Source organism: Chryseobacterium sp., assembly GCF_019236175.1.
GTDB lineage: Bacteria > Bacteroidota > Bacteroidia > Flavobacteriales > Weeksellaceae > Chryseobacterium.
On record NZ_JAFAJM010000005.1, the window covers coordinates 125,400 to 140,003 of the forward strand.

Sequence of the window (14,604 nt, forward strand, 5' to 3'; positions counted from 1 at the left end):
ATTTTAAAAAAAATGACCGTTCAGGAATTAAACAATAAAAGCTTCATCTTCTTTCGAGTACGAACCTGTCTTACTCCCTTCTAATTTGTTAAGATTTATATTTTTATCTCAAATTGGCATTTTATTTTTTAACTATTATTTATTCTGAAGTACCATCAGAGATGGTATTGTAAATGAATAATTTATTATACCTTTAAATTGCCTTATCAAAAAATATACAATGGAAAACAAAAACTTCACGCCGGTAGAACAATCATTTGTAACAGATCTTTCAAGAAACAGCAAAACCAACATCCCTTATATTGCTGTTGATAATTTTCCTAATTTAGGAATGCTGACAGCCTTTCGGTTTCTGGAATGGGTATCTGAAAATCCCAACGGAGTTATCAGTCTACCTACAGGAAAAACTCCGGAATATTTTATTTACTGGACGAAGCACATCCTTGAAAACTGGGAAAAAGAGGACATTACTGAACTTAGAAAAAAACATCATTTAGGAAATTACAAACCCTCCTTGGCTGATCTTCATTTTGTGCAGATTGATGAATTTTACCCTATTAAATCATCTCAGGCCAATAGCTTCTACCATTATGTCAATAAATATTATATCGAGGGATTAGGACTGAAACGGGAAAATGCTATCCTGATCAATTGTGATGAAATTCCTCTGGCTGAAGGAAAAAGTTTTGAAGAAGTTTTTCCCGACCACAAGGTAAATCTTGAATTAAGATATTATGAGCCAAAGACTTCTTTTGAAAAATTACAGAAAGAATCTATTTTCCTCATTGATAACTGGTGTTCGGAATATGAGCAAAAAATCCGCAACCTGGGAGGAATCGGTTTCTTTCTTGGAGGAATTGGGCCGGATGGACATATTGCCTTCAATATCAAAGGTTCCGATCCTTTTTCAACGACCCGCCTGACTTCTACAAATTTTGAAACACAAGCCGTAGCTGCAGGTGATCTTGGAGGAATTGAAATTTCCAGAGAACGACTTGTAATTACCATAGGACTTGAAACCATCACCTATAAAAAAGATGCCGTAGCCATTATTTTTGCAGCAGGAGAAGCCAAAGCTCCCATGATAAAAAATGCTTTGGAACTTCCACCCTCTAATCTATACCCTGCATCCGTTCTTTCAAAACTTCCGAACAGCAGATTTTATATTACCCTCGGAGCAGCAAGTATGCTTAATGATTTCATTGATGATTATTACCAATCGGGAAACTGGTCTCAGGAAAAAACAGATAAGGCAGTCATGCAGCTGACTCAAAAGCTCAACAAATATGCTGAACATCTTACCCTGGAAGATCTGCAATCCGATCAGTATACCCGGTTAATTCCCGGGCTTAATGAGAATACGACAGAGTCTGTAATCACCTCCATTACAAATAAGATAAAAAAGGGCACGGAACAGCTTACTCATGAAGTTTTTTATCATACAGGGCCACACCATGATGATATTTCGCTGGGGCTGTTACCCTACATTCACTATCAGTCCCGTAATGAGACTAATGAATCTCATTATTCCGTACTGACATCAGGATTTACAGCCGTGACCAATAAATTTTTAACGGAAATCCTTAGTGATACGCTTTCTTTTATTGAAAAAGGAGAAGTAGAAATGCTTAATTATCCCGACTTTTTTGAAACCGGATATAAAAACAAACGAGATAAGGATGTTTATCATTACCTCATCAATATTGCCTCTGAAAATACAACTGAAAGATCAAGAGCAGTATCTCACAGAATGGTTAGGAATATTACCGAGCTTTGGAACCTGAAATCAAAACAGGAATTAAAGGAAAGAATCATTGAAATTATTTCAGTTATCCAATCCAGTTATGACGGACAAAATCCGGAGTCAAAGATTCAGATTTTAAAAGGAATGATCCGGGAATATGAGGAAGAACTTGTATGGGCTCATTTTGGGGTCAGAACAAAAAATGTATCCCATCTGAGGCTTGGCTTTTACACCGGAGCTATTTTCACTGAAAAACCCAATAGAGAGAGAGATGTATTCCCGATTCTGCAAGAGCTCAGAACAATCAACCCTACGGTAATAAGTTTGGCATTTGATCCTGAAGGAAGCGGGCCTGATACCCATTATAAAGTATTACAGGCCATTGCGGCAGCCGTTCGGGAATGGAGTAAAGAAAAAGATCTCTCCAGGCTTAAAATATGGGGTTACAGAAATGTATGGTATCAGTTCAATGCAGCTGATGTCACTCATATTTTCCCGGTATCACTGAATGCAATGAGTACAATGGATGAAAGTTTTACCAATAGTTATCTGAGCCAGGTGAATGCTTCTTTCCCAAGCTACCGCTATAACGGAAAGTTCAGCCATCTTTCCATACAAACCTGGGTAGAACAGCTCCAGGCTGCCCAGCTGATATTAGGAAAGCCTTATTTCTATGATAATGACAGTCCACGGCTCCGGGCCACTCATGGATTGCTTTTCTTTAAAGAAATGGATGTGGAAGAATTCCTGCAGTCAGCCCGTGAGCTTGAACAATCAACAGAAGGGGTGTAAATAAACATCTGAATCATCAATTAAATATCTTAGGAAACGGAGCAAAATATTTAATCTGACTCTGTTTCCGGCATTATACATGACAATACCAGACTTAAAAGATAAAAATCTCCTTCTTTTTGAAGCCGTCTCCGGAAGCCGCGCCTTCGGATTAGCTACTGAAACTTCGGATACAGATATCCGTGGGGTATATTATCTTCCGAAAGAAGATTTCTTTGGACTAAATTATATTCCTCAGATTTCCAATGAAACGAATGATATTACCTATTATGAAATCGGAAGGTTCGTGGAACTTTTGCAAAAGAATAATCCCAATATACTTGAAGTTCTGGCAAGTCCGGAAGATTGTATTCTGTATAAGCACCCGCTGATGGATCTGTTGAAAGCGGAAGACTTCCTCTCTAAACTATGCAAAGATACCTTTGCCGGATATGCTGTGTCTCAGATCAGAAAGGCAAAAGGTCTTAATAAAAAGACATTAAATCCCGTGGAGAAGGAAAGAAAATCTGTTCTTGACTTCTGCTTTATTCTGGATGGACAAGGTTCTGTTCCTCTGAAAAAATGGCTGTTGGAAAATGGAAAAGTTCAGGAAAAATGCGGTTTAACAAGCATTGATCATACCAAAGGAATGTTTGCTTTATTTTACGATGATTTCCAGACATTGGGTTATAAAGGAATTATTCAGCATGAAGAAGCTAATCAGGTTTCCGTATCTTCTGTTTCGAAGGAGAAAAAACCGGAAGCTTATCTGTTCTGCAACCTGGATGCCTACTCCACTTACTGTAAAGATTACAGGGAATATTGGAAATGGGTAGAGGAACGCAATGAAGAGCGGTATAATGTCAACCAAATGCATGGACAGAACTACGACAGTAAGAATATGATGCACACCGTCCGTTTGCTGCAATCCTGTGAGCAGATCTTTAAAACCAATACTCTCCAGATCCGTGTAGAAAACCGGGATGAGCTGCTTGATATTAAGACTGGAAACTGGCCCTATGAAGCAGTGATACAAAAAGCTGAAGATTTGATTACCTCCATAGAGCATCATCATTCTATCTCTGATCTCTCCAATTCTCCTGATTTGGAGAAAACAACCAAAATCCTGATCGAAATAAGAGAAAAACTATACGGAGATCATAAACAATAAGTAATAAATAATGAGTAATAATAGTGGGAAACCACAACAGTAACCTCCCACTCTAGCACTCAAACCTACTTCTTCTTTGAAGCCTTGGCAATTTTGTTATACTCCAGGCAAATACTCATCCAATACTCAAAATCCTCAGATTTCTTAAAACCGATAGGTTCTACATAACAATATTCTTTTAATTGCTTTCCTCTCATGATCATAGGAAGAAATCCCTTTCTTTCAGCTACTTCTTCTTCCTTTTCGGGATTAAAACGGCACATCAGATTGTCGTGACTGATATTGATGCACATTTTATCATTCACCAGAAATGCCAGTCCGCCGAACATTTTCTTTTCTTCCACCCGGATATCATCCGCCCGGGCAAGCCATTCACGAACCCTGTCTGCTAATTCAGTATTGTAAGCCATGATGAGTTTATTTTATGAAACAAAGCTATTTAAAAATTGTATTCAAATGTTTCTCCACTAAAGTTATTTTGATTTCTCAGATCATACAGATGAGTTGAGAATAGTATATAGATCTTTTTAATTGCCGCAAATTCACGATTACCAAATAGTAGCATAGAATAAATCTATTCTTGTAGCCGTAGCAAAAAACAAAAAATCCCTCAAAATTGAGGGATTTTTTTATCTATAAGAATGGTTCTTAAGCTTCAGCAGAAGGTTCCTGGTTAGCTGCAGGTTTTTCACCTTGTGGCTTTTGTCCTTCCGGTCTTCTTTGACCGTCTGGTCTTCTTTGGCCCTCAGGTCTTCCCTGTCCTTCAGGTCTTCCTTGTCCTTCAGGTCTTCCTTGTCCTTCAGGTCTTGGAGGTCTTGGTAAAAGAACTTTACGGGAAAGCTTCATTTTCTTACGGTCATCATAACCCATAAATTTAACTTCTACTTCATCACCTTCAGCATAAGGAACTTTGTCTAAACGAGCCCATTCGATTTCCGAAATGTGAAGAAGACCTTCTGTTCCTTTAGCTATAGCAACGAAAGCTCCGAAATCCATTACTTTCACTACTTTACCTTTGTAAACTTCACCTACAACCGGTACGAAAGTAATTTCATTGATCTTAGCAATAGCAGCATTGATCTTTTCTCTGTCTGTTCCTGCAATTTCGATACGTCCGATTTCTCCGATCTCTTCGATAGCAATAACAGTTTCAGTGTCTTTTTGTAATTGTTGAATAATTTTTCCACCAGGCCCGATTACTGCACCAATGAAGTCTTTAGAAATCTCCATTACTACCATCTTCGGAGCGTGAGGTTTCACGTCTGTTCTTGGTGTAGAAATTGTTTCAGTGATTTTATTTAAGATGTGTAATCTTCCGTCTTTAGCCTGCATCAAAGCTTTCTCCATGATGTCCATAGAAAGTCCCTGGATTTTGATATCCATCTGACAAGCAGTGATACCATCTGCAGTACCTGTTACTTTAAAGTCCATATCTCCAAGGTGATCTTCATCTCCTAAGATATCAGAAAGTACGGTAAATTTACCTGATTTTGTATCAGTAATTAGTCCCATTGCAATACCAGAAACCGGTTTTGTAATCTGAACCCCTGCGTCCATCAATGCTAATGTACCCGCACAAACAGTTGCCATTGAAGAAGAACCGTTAGATTCAAGGATATCAGAAACGATTCTGATGGTATATGGATTTTCTGCAGGAATAACCGCAGCTAATGCTCTCTGAGCTAAGTTTCCGTGTCCTACTTCTCTTCTTGAAGTACCTCTTAAAGGTCTTGCTTCACCTGTTGAGAATGGAGGGAAGTTGTAGTGTAGGAAGAATCTTTCGTCGTGTTGCGTAATTACGCTGTCGATCATGTTTGCATCTTTCACAGAACCTAAAGTTACTGCTGTTAAAGACTGAGTCTCTCCTCTTGTGAACACAGCCGAACCGTGAGCTCCCGGAAGGTAATCGATTTCTGACCAGATTGGACGGATCGTTTGTGGATCACGACCATCAAGACGGATATTGTCTTCAAGAATCATCTGACGCATAGCTTCTTTCTCTACGTCATGGTAATATACTTTAACGAAAGGAGTCACTCTTGCTAATTCTTCTTCGTTTTCAGCATATTGAGCTAAAAACTCTTCACGAATTGCTTTGAATTTATCTCCTCTTTCTTCTTTATTTGATGGAGTTCTTGCCACTTCATATACTTTGTCATAGCAGTCTTTCCATACTTTTTCACGAATCTCCTCGTCGTGATCTTCGTGGCTGTATTCTCTCTTAGGGAAAGATTTACCCACTTTAGCGGCTAATCTCTCCTGAGCTTCGATTTGCTTTTTGATCTCAACGTGACCGAAGTTGATAGCTTCAAGCATTTCCTGCTCAGAAATCTCCTTCATTTCACCTTCTACCATTACGATGGAGTCTTTAGTAGCTCCCACCATGATATCGATATCAGCTTTTAACAGGTTTTCATAACTTGGGTTAACAGACAGTTGTCCGTCGATTCTTACGACTCTTGCTTCAGACATTGGTCCGTCGAAAGGAATATCTGTAATAGCGATTGCTGCAGAAGCTGCCAGACCGGCCAATGCTTCAGGCATCACTTCTTTATCGTAAGAAATTAATGAAATCATTACCTGTACTTCCGCATGGAAATCTTCAGGGAAAAGCGGACGTAATACTCTGTCCACCAATCTCATGGTAAGAACTTCATCATCAGAAGGCTTTGCTTCTCTACGGAAGAAATTCCCGGGAATTCTTCCACCTGCATAAAACTTTTCTCTGTAGTCCACAGTTAGTGGTAAAAAGTCTACTCCAGGATTTGCTTCTTTATTGGCTACAACAGTTGCTAAAAGCATTGTTCCACCACATTTAACCACCACGGATCCGTCTGCCTGCTTAGCCAGCTTCCCGGTTTCAATAGTGATTTCCCTGCCGTCTGCAAGGGTAATCGTTTCTATAAACGCTTGAGGTACACTCATAAATTTACTTCTTTATACTCCGTATTGAGTATGATTAATATTTAAACTCTTTAAATTTTCGTATGCAAAGGTAATGTATAATAATGATATATTAAATTTTCGTCTGTACAAATAAGGTGTCAAATTACAAAATATCACTTAAAAATTTTAATAAAGATTCAAAAAACAGGATCATATATTGAATCTGATTTAGCATTTATCGAAATAAAAATTGTTTTCCTAAAAATTATGATAAAAAATCAGCATGTTTTTGTATTATTGTCCCAAAAAAAGAAAATAATATTTTTAGTGTATCCAATATAGATTTATTACTACATGAATCGTCAAAACAATTGGAAAAACATTGATTGATTCCTATATTTGCCTAACTTCACAAAAATAATATGCTGCAGGCAAAAAAATAAGGTAGCATCCTTATTCACAGAGGGAGTTTTTACAGCTCTTTCTAAAATAAATAAATGAATATGACTAATAAAGAAGTACAATTACAAAGCAGGAATTATACGGTTCCGTTGATTACCATCACCCTGCTGTTTTTTATGTGGGGATTCATCACGTGTATGAATGACATTCTGATCCCTTATCTGAAACAACTTTTCAATCTGACCTTTTTCGAATCCATGCTGGTACAGTTCTGTTTTTTCGGAGCGTACTTTATCGGGTCCCTGATTTATTTTATGATTTCCATTACCAAAGGAGACCCTATTAATAAAGCCGGTTATAAAAAAGGAATATTGTTTGGGATATTTCTGGCAGCATTTGGCTGTATACTGTTCTATCCGGCGGCTACATTTTCTTATTACCCGTTGTTTCTTGGCGCTTTATTTATTCTGGGGTTAGGCTTTACCGTATTACAGATTACTGCCAATGCGTATGTTTCACTTCTGGGAAGTGAAGAATCAGCATCCAGCCGTCTGAATATGACCCAGGCTTTTAATGCGTTCGGGACTACCATTGCTCCGGTATTGGGAGGACATCTGATCTTTGAATTTTTCTCCTCTCCTGACGGTTCATTCAGTGCGGTAGCCACAAGAATTCCTTATCTGATTTTTGCCGGAATTTTACTGTTGGTTGCCTTATTAATTTCCAGAGTAAAACTCCCTTCATTCCAGATGGAAGAGGAAGAAATTGTAAAAGGCTGGGGAGCTCTTGAATTCAGTCATCTGAAATTCGGAGTATTTGCCATGTTCTGTTACGTAGGAGGTGAAGTGGCAGTAGGAAGTTTTATTATCAGCTTTTTAGAGCAGCCACAGATTATGGGCTTCAATGAAATTATCAGTAAAAATTACCTTTCCTTATATTGGGGTGGAGCGATGATAGGTCGTTTCTTAGGGGCAATTTCCTTAAACCAGGCATTAAGTCAGGGAAAAAAGGCTATTTATATGCTGGGCGCGGCAGCCGCTGTATTCCTTGTGATTTTCAGCATTGTCAATCTTAGTTTTTCTCAGATCAGCTTTTTCCTTGTATTTATTGTTCTTAATTTTGTTGCATTCTTTGTTGGTAAAGCCGCTCCGGCAAGAACACTGTCTATTTTTGCAGCGGTCAATGTTCTTTTACTGATTTCGGCCATGGTAAACCATGGCGAACTGGCAATGTACAGTATTTTAGGAATCGGGATTTTCAACTCTATTATGTTCTCCAATATTTATACACTGGCTATCTCAGGGCTTGGAAAATATACCAGCCAGGGTTCATCTCTTGTTGTAATGGCTATTCTTGGAGGAGCTATCGTTCCTATTTTCCAGGGATATCTTGCCGATCATTTTGGAGTACAGCATTCATTTATTATTCCTGTTTTCTGTTATCTGGTCATCCTGATATTCGGAGCTTACTGCACCAAATATCTCAGCCATGTAGAAACTACAGAATCTAAATCCGGTCATTAAATACGATTTAATAAAAAACAAGGCTGTCTTCAAAAGGAGACAGCCTTTTTATTGCAGGTATCTTAGGAAAAATATATTACTTTATACACTATACAGATAAATTTAATGAATGGAAAACGGCATTATTAGATTAATGATCCGCATATTTTTTAAAACATTATTTTTATCATTGCCATCCCATGTAACTTTCTTCTGATCAACCCGACTTACCTTACATAATCACTTACACCTTATTCCGATGAAGACTCAGTTAAAGCTTGAATATGCAGCGTTTTTACTATTAGGAATTTTTGCTTTTGCACAAACAGGACTCTCCTGGTGGTGGTTTATAGCTCTCTTTCTGGCTCCGGATATTTCTATGCTGGGATATACTATTAATAATAAAACAGGAGCATTCTTCTACAATCTGTTTCATCATTTTGGGAATGCTGTCATCATTTATCTTGCAGGAGTGGTATTATCTCTGCCCTATTTACAAATGATAGGTGCTATTTTATTTTCACATTCTGCTTTTGACCGAATCTTAGGATATGGATTAAAATATCCAGACAGCTTTCAGAACACACATTTGGGGAAAATTGGTAAGAAGACCCGATAACTGTCGGAATGATGTACATTCCGTCAAATCGCAGATATACCATCCTCTACCATAAGCAATACCCATTCTTTCGAAAGTAAAATGAGTTTTCAACAGACCAGCGTTTTAAAATGACGAGTTTTTTAAAGCCTTTCTTTTTCGATCAGGATAATACAACAAAAAAAGCAACTTCTTTCGAAGTTGCCTTGTTTTTGAAAATCTTTATAGATTATTTTCTTAAACCTAGTTCAGCGATGATCGCTCTATATCTTGCGATATCTTTATTCTTAAGGTAATCTAGTAATCTTTTTCTTTTACCTACCAATTTCACCAAAGACTTTTCAGTTGCGAAATCTTTGTGGTTACTCTTTAAGTGAGCAGAAAGGTGGTTGATTCTGAAAGTGAAAAGAGCGATTTGTCCTTCAGCACTCCCTGTGTCTTGTGCAGATTTTCCGTGTTTTGCGAAAATTTCCTGCTTTTTGTCTGTTGTTAAGTACATTCCAATATTGTTTAATGATTATTATGTAACGGGTGCAAAATTACGACTATTTTTTGATTCTGCAAACATTATTGATTTCATAAATCAAATTTGATAGAAAAAAATGTTAAAAATTTCTTAATAATTTTTATGCAATCCAATGAAAAGGCAGTAATTTTGCATTCAATTAGCAAATGAGAAAAATTATACTTTTTACAGCAATTATCAGTTTTTTATTCGTTAGCATTACTTCGGTAAAAGCACAGAAAAACGCTGACGATAGAATAAAAAAAGTTCTCTACTTCAATCCTGAGGTGGAGCCTGATATCGACGAAATAAAAGAGCCCACCAACAATGCATTCTTCGATGCTGTTTCTGATAATTTCAGCGGAAGAAGAAATAAAATGCTCAGAGCTGAAGTGCAGGTTGCATTCGATAGTGTAGACAAAAAAACGATCATGGATTACTGCTCTAATAACGATGCCGATTTTGCGATAGTTTCCAAGGTAAGATATTTCAAAGTAGGTATCGGAAAATATGTTTTCTCCAACCAGGTTGTTGTAAGTATGAAACTTTTCGGAGCTGATGGGAGTTTCGTCACGGAAACAGATTATGATACCTATCGTAAAAATATGCGTCTATTAGGCTCTACAGTTAATTCCGTTAAAATAGGAACCGAGGGTGCAATCAGAGATATGATTAAAAAACTGAGAAAACTCAAGCCAGCAGAAACGGAACTGTAGTGTAATATCATGTTTTGTATTGAATCTTCTCATTCACTGAACAAAATCTCTTATCACAGATAAGAGCTGGCTGATTATCATTTCTCACCTCTTCTTTTTGTCTATTTTTCATTAGCATATACATATATTGACACCTTTTTTTTCATGGGTGTTTTTGGTTTTAAAACGAAAACAATTAATAAAACACTGATTTTCAGTAAAATATTTTCACCACAAAATGAATAATTGAAAAATATTTATTATTTTAGTTCTACATTAAATCTAAATCATATGAAAAATTTAAAGAAACTCAGCAGAGAAGCTGCAAAGCAAATTAACGGCGGAGCAATCGGAAGATGCAGTGACAGAATACCATGTACTGTGGGATGGTGTTGTGAAGGTATTTGCAGTCCACAAAGATGTCCCCTGCAATAGAACATTCAACCCAAATACATTCTGACACCTGTTTTCACAGGTGTTTTTTTACAAACGATTGAAATAAATTCAATAAATAACTGATTATAAGTAAAATATTTTCACCATAAATTGAATAATTATAAAAATATTTATTATTTTTAATTCAACATTAATCGTTAAAATTATATGAAAAATCTAAAGAAACTCAACAGAGAGACGACAAAACGAATTAACGGAGGTGGCCCGATAAGAGGCTGTACTTCAAACAATGACTGTATCTATGGGGCGTGCTGCAGAAATGTCTGTATGGAATATGCCTGCATGGAAGAATAATTTTAGTTTTACTTTTTAATGATAAGCCATGAAAACAAATCTTAAAAAATTAGACAGACAACAGCAAAAAGAAATTAAAGGCAGCGGAATCAAAAAATGCGGTGATAATGCAGATTGCGGTCCTTACCAATGCTGTACCGGGAATGTTTGCACCTACATCCCGACGTCAGAATGTGAACCAATTTAATAGAATATTGGAATTTTAAATTTAATTTTTGACACCTGCATAAGCAGGTGTTTCTCTTTAGATTAAGTACACTACCCTACGCGTTGACATTTTAATTAATCCTTAATTTTGCCACTTTATTACCCAGTCTGAAAAATTTAAATTATTTTTGCATATCCAAAAAATTTCACGTTTTGAATTCTAGAGACGAACTTATCTTTAATCCTGCCGATATTGCCGAAACTCTCAGCGAACTTCCTGCTGATGAGAGGCTACTCGCATTTTTGAAAGTTCCGAAAGAATACAAAGCAGAAGTATTCTCTCATCTTGACCCTGATTTCCAGGAGGATACCATCAGAAGTATCGGAAGCGATGAAGTTTCTGAGATTCTGAATGCCATGACTCCGGATGACAGGACAGCCCTTTTTGAAGATTTCCCGGATGAACTGATCAAATATTCGATTAATCACCTTAACCCACAGGAAAGAAGAATTGCACTGAAACTTCTGGGTTATAATTCAGAGTCTATCGCCCGTCTGATGACACCTTACTACATCCAGATCCGTAAGGAATGGACGGTAAAGCGCTGCCTTCAGCAAATCAAAAAGGTAGGAAGAAAGGTGGAAACCATGAACTACTTATATGTAGTAGACGAAAGAAACCGCCTGATTGATGACCTTGCTATCGGAACGCTGCTTCTTGCCGAAGAAGACACCCTGGTTTCCGATATTACAGACAACCATTTCGTAGCCATCACCACAACGACATCGAAAGAAGATGCAGTCACTTATTTTGAAAAATACGACCGTGGCGCTCTTCCCATCATTACGGAAGCCGGTGTTCTGGTAGGTATCGTAACCATTGATGACATTCTTGACCAGATTGAGCAGCAGAATACGGAAGATATCCAGAAATTCGGGGGATTGGAAGCATTAGACCTTCCTTATACCCAAACTTCATGGACTGAAATGATCAAGAAAAGAGCAACCTGGCTGATCATCTTATTCGTTTCCGAAATGTTGACCGCTTCCGCAATGGGATATTTCGATAAAGAAATTGAAAAAGCTGTCGTACTTGCCTTATTTGTACCATTGATTATTTCCAGTGGCGGAAATTCCGGCTCTCAGGCCGCAACGCTTATTATCCGTGCCATGGCTCTTCAGGAAATCAGTCTTAAAGACTGGTGGTATGTGATGAAAAAGGAAATTATTTCCGGTATTTGCCTGGGTACTATTCTGGGAATCATCGGATTTGTCAGAATTATGTTATGGCAAAAAGTGGGTCTTTTCAATTACGGTGAATACTGGCCTTATGTAGGATTAAGTGTATCTGTTTCCTTAATTGCTATTGTATTATGGGGAACTCTATCTGGTTCTATGATTCCGTTTGTTTTAAAGAAATTAAAATTAGACCCTGCTACTTCCTCTGCTCCGTTTGTAGCAACATTGGTAGATGTTACCGGGCTTATCATTTATTTTACGGTAGCCGGGCTTTTCTTAACCGGAAAACTTTTGTAATTTTAGGCATCATCTAACATGCCGATATGAAAATAGTTTCTCTTGTACCCTCTATCACAGAGGCTTTATTTGACCTAGGACTTACTAATGAACACGAAATCGTCGGAAGGACAAAATTCTGTATTCATCCTCAGGATCAGGTAAAACATGTACCAGTCATCGGAGGAACCAAAAATATCAATATTGATAAAATAAAGGCATTAAAACCTGATCTTATTCTTGCCAACAAAGAAGAGAATGTGAAAGAGCAGGTAGAAACTTTAATGGAAGACTTCAAAGTGATTGTCTCCAATATCGAAACCATTGAAGATAATTATTATCTTGTCAAAAATCTTGGAAAAATTCTTAATCAGGAGGAAAGAGCACAGCATTTCAATCTGAAAATCTACGATATCCTGAATCAATCCAAACTTAACACCAGTATAAAAGCGGCTTATCTTATTTGGAAAAACCCATATATGACAATAGGTTCCGATACTTTTATTCACCGGATATTAACTGAGATAGGTTTTGAAAATATTTTTAAAGATCAAACCCGCTATCCTCAGATTATCCCTGAAGATCTCGCAGATGCTGATGTTATTATGCTTTCTTCCGAACCTTTTCCTTTTAAAGAAAAACATATTGAGGAACTGAGCGGCTTTTATCCTGATAAAAAGATCATAATCGTGGATGGTGAAGCGTTTTCCTGGTACGGAACACATATTGCGAAATGCGGGAATTATTTTAAAGATCTTCTCGCTGAAATTCATCGGATTCAGCAAAGCTGATTTTTTACCGGGCCCGGCAGCAAATCCCGACGTTGAATAACTGAATTAAAAAAGAAAACCTTATTTGTATGATTATATAATTTTCGGTACATTGAAGTGTATTTATATTAATCTTTAACCCATGTCTGGAACAGTTATATTATCTGAAGGAGCAGAATTCGATCACATCATACGGGAAGTTTCAAAATATATTCATCTCTATGTCATGCCATTTGAAAGAGAAGAAAGAAATTTCACACGCATAGATAAGCGGGAAAATATGTATGGAGGCAACGGAACCGTACATATGATACAAATGTTTAATCAGAATGAACTTGCCAATAATCGCCTTGCAGCGTATATGGTTTTACTGAACAAAGGTGACGAATCCGGATTTCACACACATAATGAAAGAAATGAAGAGGAATTGTATGTCGTTGTACACGGAACCGGAGAATACCGTGAAAGAACCGGAACAGAAGGCCCGATCCGTAAAAAAATGCTTCAGAAAGGAGATATTACAGCCATCAGCTCTATAGGCTATCATTCAATTGAAAACACGGGTAATGAACCTTTAATCCTATTCGTCATTACGACTAATCACCCTGTAGAATAAAATCAGAAAGCATTATATTCCCAAAAAAATAAAAACTCCGACTATAAAGCCGGAGTTTTTTATTCTTATTGAATCTCAATTATAAAATCTTGGATACTTCATTACAAAGCCATTCCAGTAATTCACGATCCTCAGTCGTAAAAGGATCAATAGTATGAGAATCGATATCAATCTGACCGATGTTTTTCCCGTCTTTAAAGATAGGTACTACAATCTCAGCTTTGGTATCAATGGAACAACTCAGATAATTGCTTTCTTCATGTACATCCGGAACAACGAATGTCTCATTGGAAACCGCAACCTGACCACAAATTCCTTTTCCGTAAGGAATAATCGTATGATCTGTTGGAGCTCCAACATAAGGACCTAAGATCAGCTCGTCTTTATCTCCGTTCTTAAAATAGAACCCTGTCCAGTTGAAATAAGAAATTTCCTGGTCCAGCAGGTGGCAAACTTTTTCAAGTTTTTCTTCTGTATTATGTTTAGGACTTTCGAGAATTGAGGAAAGTCTTTTCTTTAATTCTGACATTAT

The 14,604-nt window shown here is 37.2% G+C and carries 15 protein-coding genes; 11 read left to right on the top strand and 4 right to left on the bottom strand.

Annotated features, from left to right (window positions below):
• The first annotated feature begins 220 nt into the window (after window positions 1–220).
• Both JO178_RS04740 and JO178_RS04745 read left to right on the top strand, forming a co-directional pair.
• Window positions 221–2,536, top strand: coding sequence for a glucosamine-6-phosphate isomerase (locus JO178_RS04740; protein ID WP_291932436.1), 2,316 nt, complete (start codon window positions 221–223; stop codon window positions 2,534–2,536).
• Between the two features lie 79 nt (window positions 2,537–2,615).
• Window positions 2,616–3,686 carry a nucleotidyltransferase domain-containing protein gene (locus tag JO178_RS04745; RefSeq protein WP_291932439.1) on the top strand — a complete coding sequence of 357 codons (1,071 nt, stop codon included), beginning with the start codon at window positions 2,616–2,618 and terminating at the stop codon, window positions 3,684–3,686.
• Between the two features lie 65 nt (window positions 3,687–3,751).
• Here JO178_RS04745 and JO178_RS04750 read toward each other — a convergent pair whose 3' ends face one another.
• Window positions 3,752–4,096: a TfoX/Sxy family protein gene (locus JO178_RS04750; protein WP_291932442.1), complete on the bottom strand. Its 345-nt coding sequence runs from the start codon at window positions 4,094–4,096 to the stop codon at window positions 3,752–3,754.
• Window positions 4,097–4,334: 238 nt separating this feature from the next.
• The gene (locus tag JO178_RS04755) at window positions 4,335–6,611 is read right to left on the bottom strand and encodes a polyribonucleotide nucleotidyltransferase (protein ID WP_291932445.1); all 2,277 of its coding nucleotides are present in this window, start codon (window positions 6,609–6,611) and stop codon (window positions 4,335–4,337) included.
• A 464-nt stretch (window positions 6,612–7,075) separates the two neighbouring features.
• On the opposite strand from JO178_RS04755, the gene JO178_RS04760 reads away from it, so the two are divergent.
• Complete coding sequence (locus JO178_RS04760; protein ID WP_291932448.1) at window positions 7,076–8,497, top strand: sugar MFS transporter; 1,422 nt, start codon at window positions 7,076–7,078, stop codon at window positions 8,495–8,497.
• A gap of 238 nt (window positions 8,498–8,735) precedes the next feature.
• Window positions 8,736–9,095, top strand: coding sequence for a DUF4260 domain-containing protein (locus JO178_RS04765; protein WP_291932451.1), 360 nt, complete (start codon window positions 8,736–8,738; stop codon window positions 9,093–9,095).
• 208 nt (window positions 9,096–9,303) lie between these two features.
• Here the strand turns inward: JO178_RS04765 and rpsO are convergent, their stop codons facing one another.
• Complete coding sequence (gene rpsO, locus JO178_RS04770; RefSeq protein ID WP_027375047.1) at window positions 9,304–9,573, bottom strand: 30S ribosomal protein S15; 270 nt, start codon at window positions 9,571–9,573, stop codon at window positions 9,304–9,306.
• Between the two features lie 173 nt (window positions 9,574–9,746).
• On the opposite strand from rpsO, the gene JO178_RS04775 reads away from it, so the two are divergent.
• The 7 genes from JO178_RS04775 (at window position 9,747) to JO178_RS04805 (ending at window position 14,072) form a co-directional block, all read left to right on the top strand.
• Window positions 9,747–10,295, top strand: a complete 549-nt coding sequence (locus JO178_RS04775) for a pyruvate decarboxylase (RefSeq protein ID WP_291932456.1) — start codon at window positions 9,747–9,749, stop codon at window positions 10,293–10,295.
• A gap of 270 nt (window positions 10,296–10,565) precedes the next feature.
• Window positions 10,566–10,709 carry a hypothetical protein gene (locus JO178_RS04780; RefSeq protein ID WP_291932459.1) on the top strand — a complete coding sequence of 48 codons (144 nt, stop codon included), beginning with the start codon at window positions 10,566–10,568 and terminating at the stop codon, window positions 10,707–10,709.
• 168 nt (window positions 10,710–10,877) lie between these two features.
• Window positions 10,878–11,024 (top strand): hypothetical protein, encoded by a 147-nt coding sequence (locus JO178_RS04785; RefSeq protein ID WP_291932463.1) that lies wholly within the window; start codon window positions 10,878–10,880, stop codon window positions 11,022–11,024.
• A gap of 28 nt (window positions 11,025–11,052) precedes the next feature.
• Window positions 11,053–11,211: a hypothetical protein gene (locus JO178_RS04790; protein ID WP_291932466.1), complete on the top strand. Its 159-nt coding sequence runs from the start codon at window positions 11,053–11,055 to the stop codon at window positions 11,209–11,211.
• 173 nt (window positions 11,212–11,384) lie between these two features.
• The gene (mgtE, locus tag JO178_RS04795) at window positions 11,385–12,707 is read left to right on the top strand and encodes a magnesium transporter (RefSeq protein WP_291932469.1); all 1,323 of its coding nucleotides are present in this window, start codon (window positions 11,385–11,387) and stop codon (window positions 12,705–12,707) included.
• 26 nt (window positions 12,708–12,733) lie between these two features.
• Entirely contained in the window at window positions 12,734–13,477 is a 744-nt protein-coding gene (locus JO178_RS04800) for a helical backbone metal receptor (protein WP_291932472.1), read from the top strand.
• A 121-nt stretch (window positions 13,478–13,598) separates the two neighbouring features.
• Window positions 13,599–14,072, top strand: coding sequence for a cupin domain-containing protein (locus JO178_RS04805; RefSeq protein ID WP_291932475.1), 474 nt, complete (start codon window positions 13,599–13,601; stop codon window positions 14,070–14,072).
• Window positions 14,073–14,151: 79 nt separating this feature from the next.
• Here JO178_RS04805 and JO178_RS04810 read toward each other — a convergent pair whose 3' ends face one another.
• Window positions 14,152–14,601 carry a GAF domain-containing protein gene (locus tag JO178_RS04810; RefSeq protein WP_103249541.1) on the bottom strand — a complete coding sequence of 150 codons (450 nt, stop codon included), beginning with the start codon at window positions 14,599–14,601 and terminating at the stop codon, window positions 14,152–14,154.
• Window positions 14,602–14,604: the final 3 nt, after the last annotated feature.

Coding starts and splice junctions, on each gene's coding strand:
- rpsO (WP_027375047.1), bottom strand. CDS start 9,573: ATGTACTTAACAACAGACAAAAAGCAGGAAATTTTCGCAAAACACGGA.
- JO178_RS04775 (WP_291932456.1), top strand. CDS start 9,747: ATGAGAAAAATTATACTTTTTACAGCAATTATCAGTTTTTTATTCGTT.
- JO178_RS04760 (WP_291932448.1), top strand. CDS start 7,076: ATGACTAATAAAGAAGTACAATTACAAAGCAGGAATTATACGGTTCCG.
- JO178_RS04745 (WP_291932439.1), top strand. CDS start 2,616: ATGACAATACCAGACTTAAAAGATAAAAATCTCCTTCTTTTTGAAGCC.
- JO178_RS04750 (WP_291932442.1), bottom strand. CDS start 4,096: ATGGCTTACAATACTGAATTAGCAGACAGGGTTCGTGAATGGCTTGCC.
- JO178_RS04780 (WP_291932459.1), top strand. CDS start 10,566: ATGAAAAATTTAAAGAAACTCAGCAGAGAAGCTGCAAAGCAAATTAAC.
- JO178_RS04785 (WP_291932463.1), top strand. CDS start 10,878: ATGAAAAATCTAAAGAAACTCAACAGAGAGACGACAAAACGAATTAAC.
- JO178_RS04740 (WP_291932436.1), top strand. CDS start 221: ATGGAAAACAAAAACTTCACGCCGGTAGAACAATCATTTGTAACAGAT.
- JO178_RS04755 (WP_291932445.1), bottom strand. CDS start 6,611: ATGAGTGTACCTCAAGCGTTTATAGAAACGATTACCCTTGCAGACGGC.
- JO178_RS04805 (WP_291932475.1), top strand. CDS start 13,599: ATGTCTGGAACAGTTATATTATCTGAAGGAGCAGAATTCGATCACATC.
- JO178_RS04790 (WP_291932466.1), top strand. CDS start 11,053: ATGAAAACAAATCTTAAAAAATTAGACAGACAACAGCAAAAAGAAATT.
- JO178_RS04765 (WP_291932451.1), top strand. CDS start 8,736: ATGAAGACTCAGTTAAAGCTTGAATATGCAGCGTTTTTACTATTAGGA.
- JO178_RS04810 (WP_103249541.1), bottom strand. CDS start 14,601: ATGTCAGAATTAAAGAAAAGACTTTCCTCAATTCTCGAAAGTCCTAAA.
- JO178_RS04800 (WP_291932472.1), top strand. CDS start 12,734: ATGAAAATAGTTTCTCTTGTACCCTCTATCACAGAGGCTTTATTTGAC.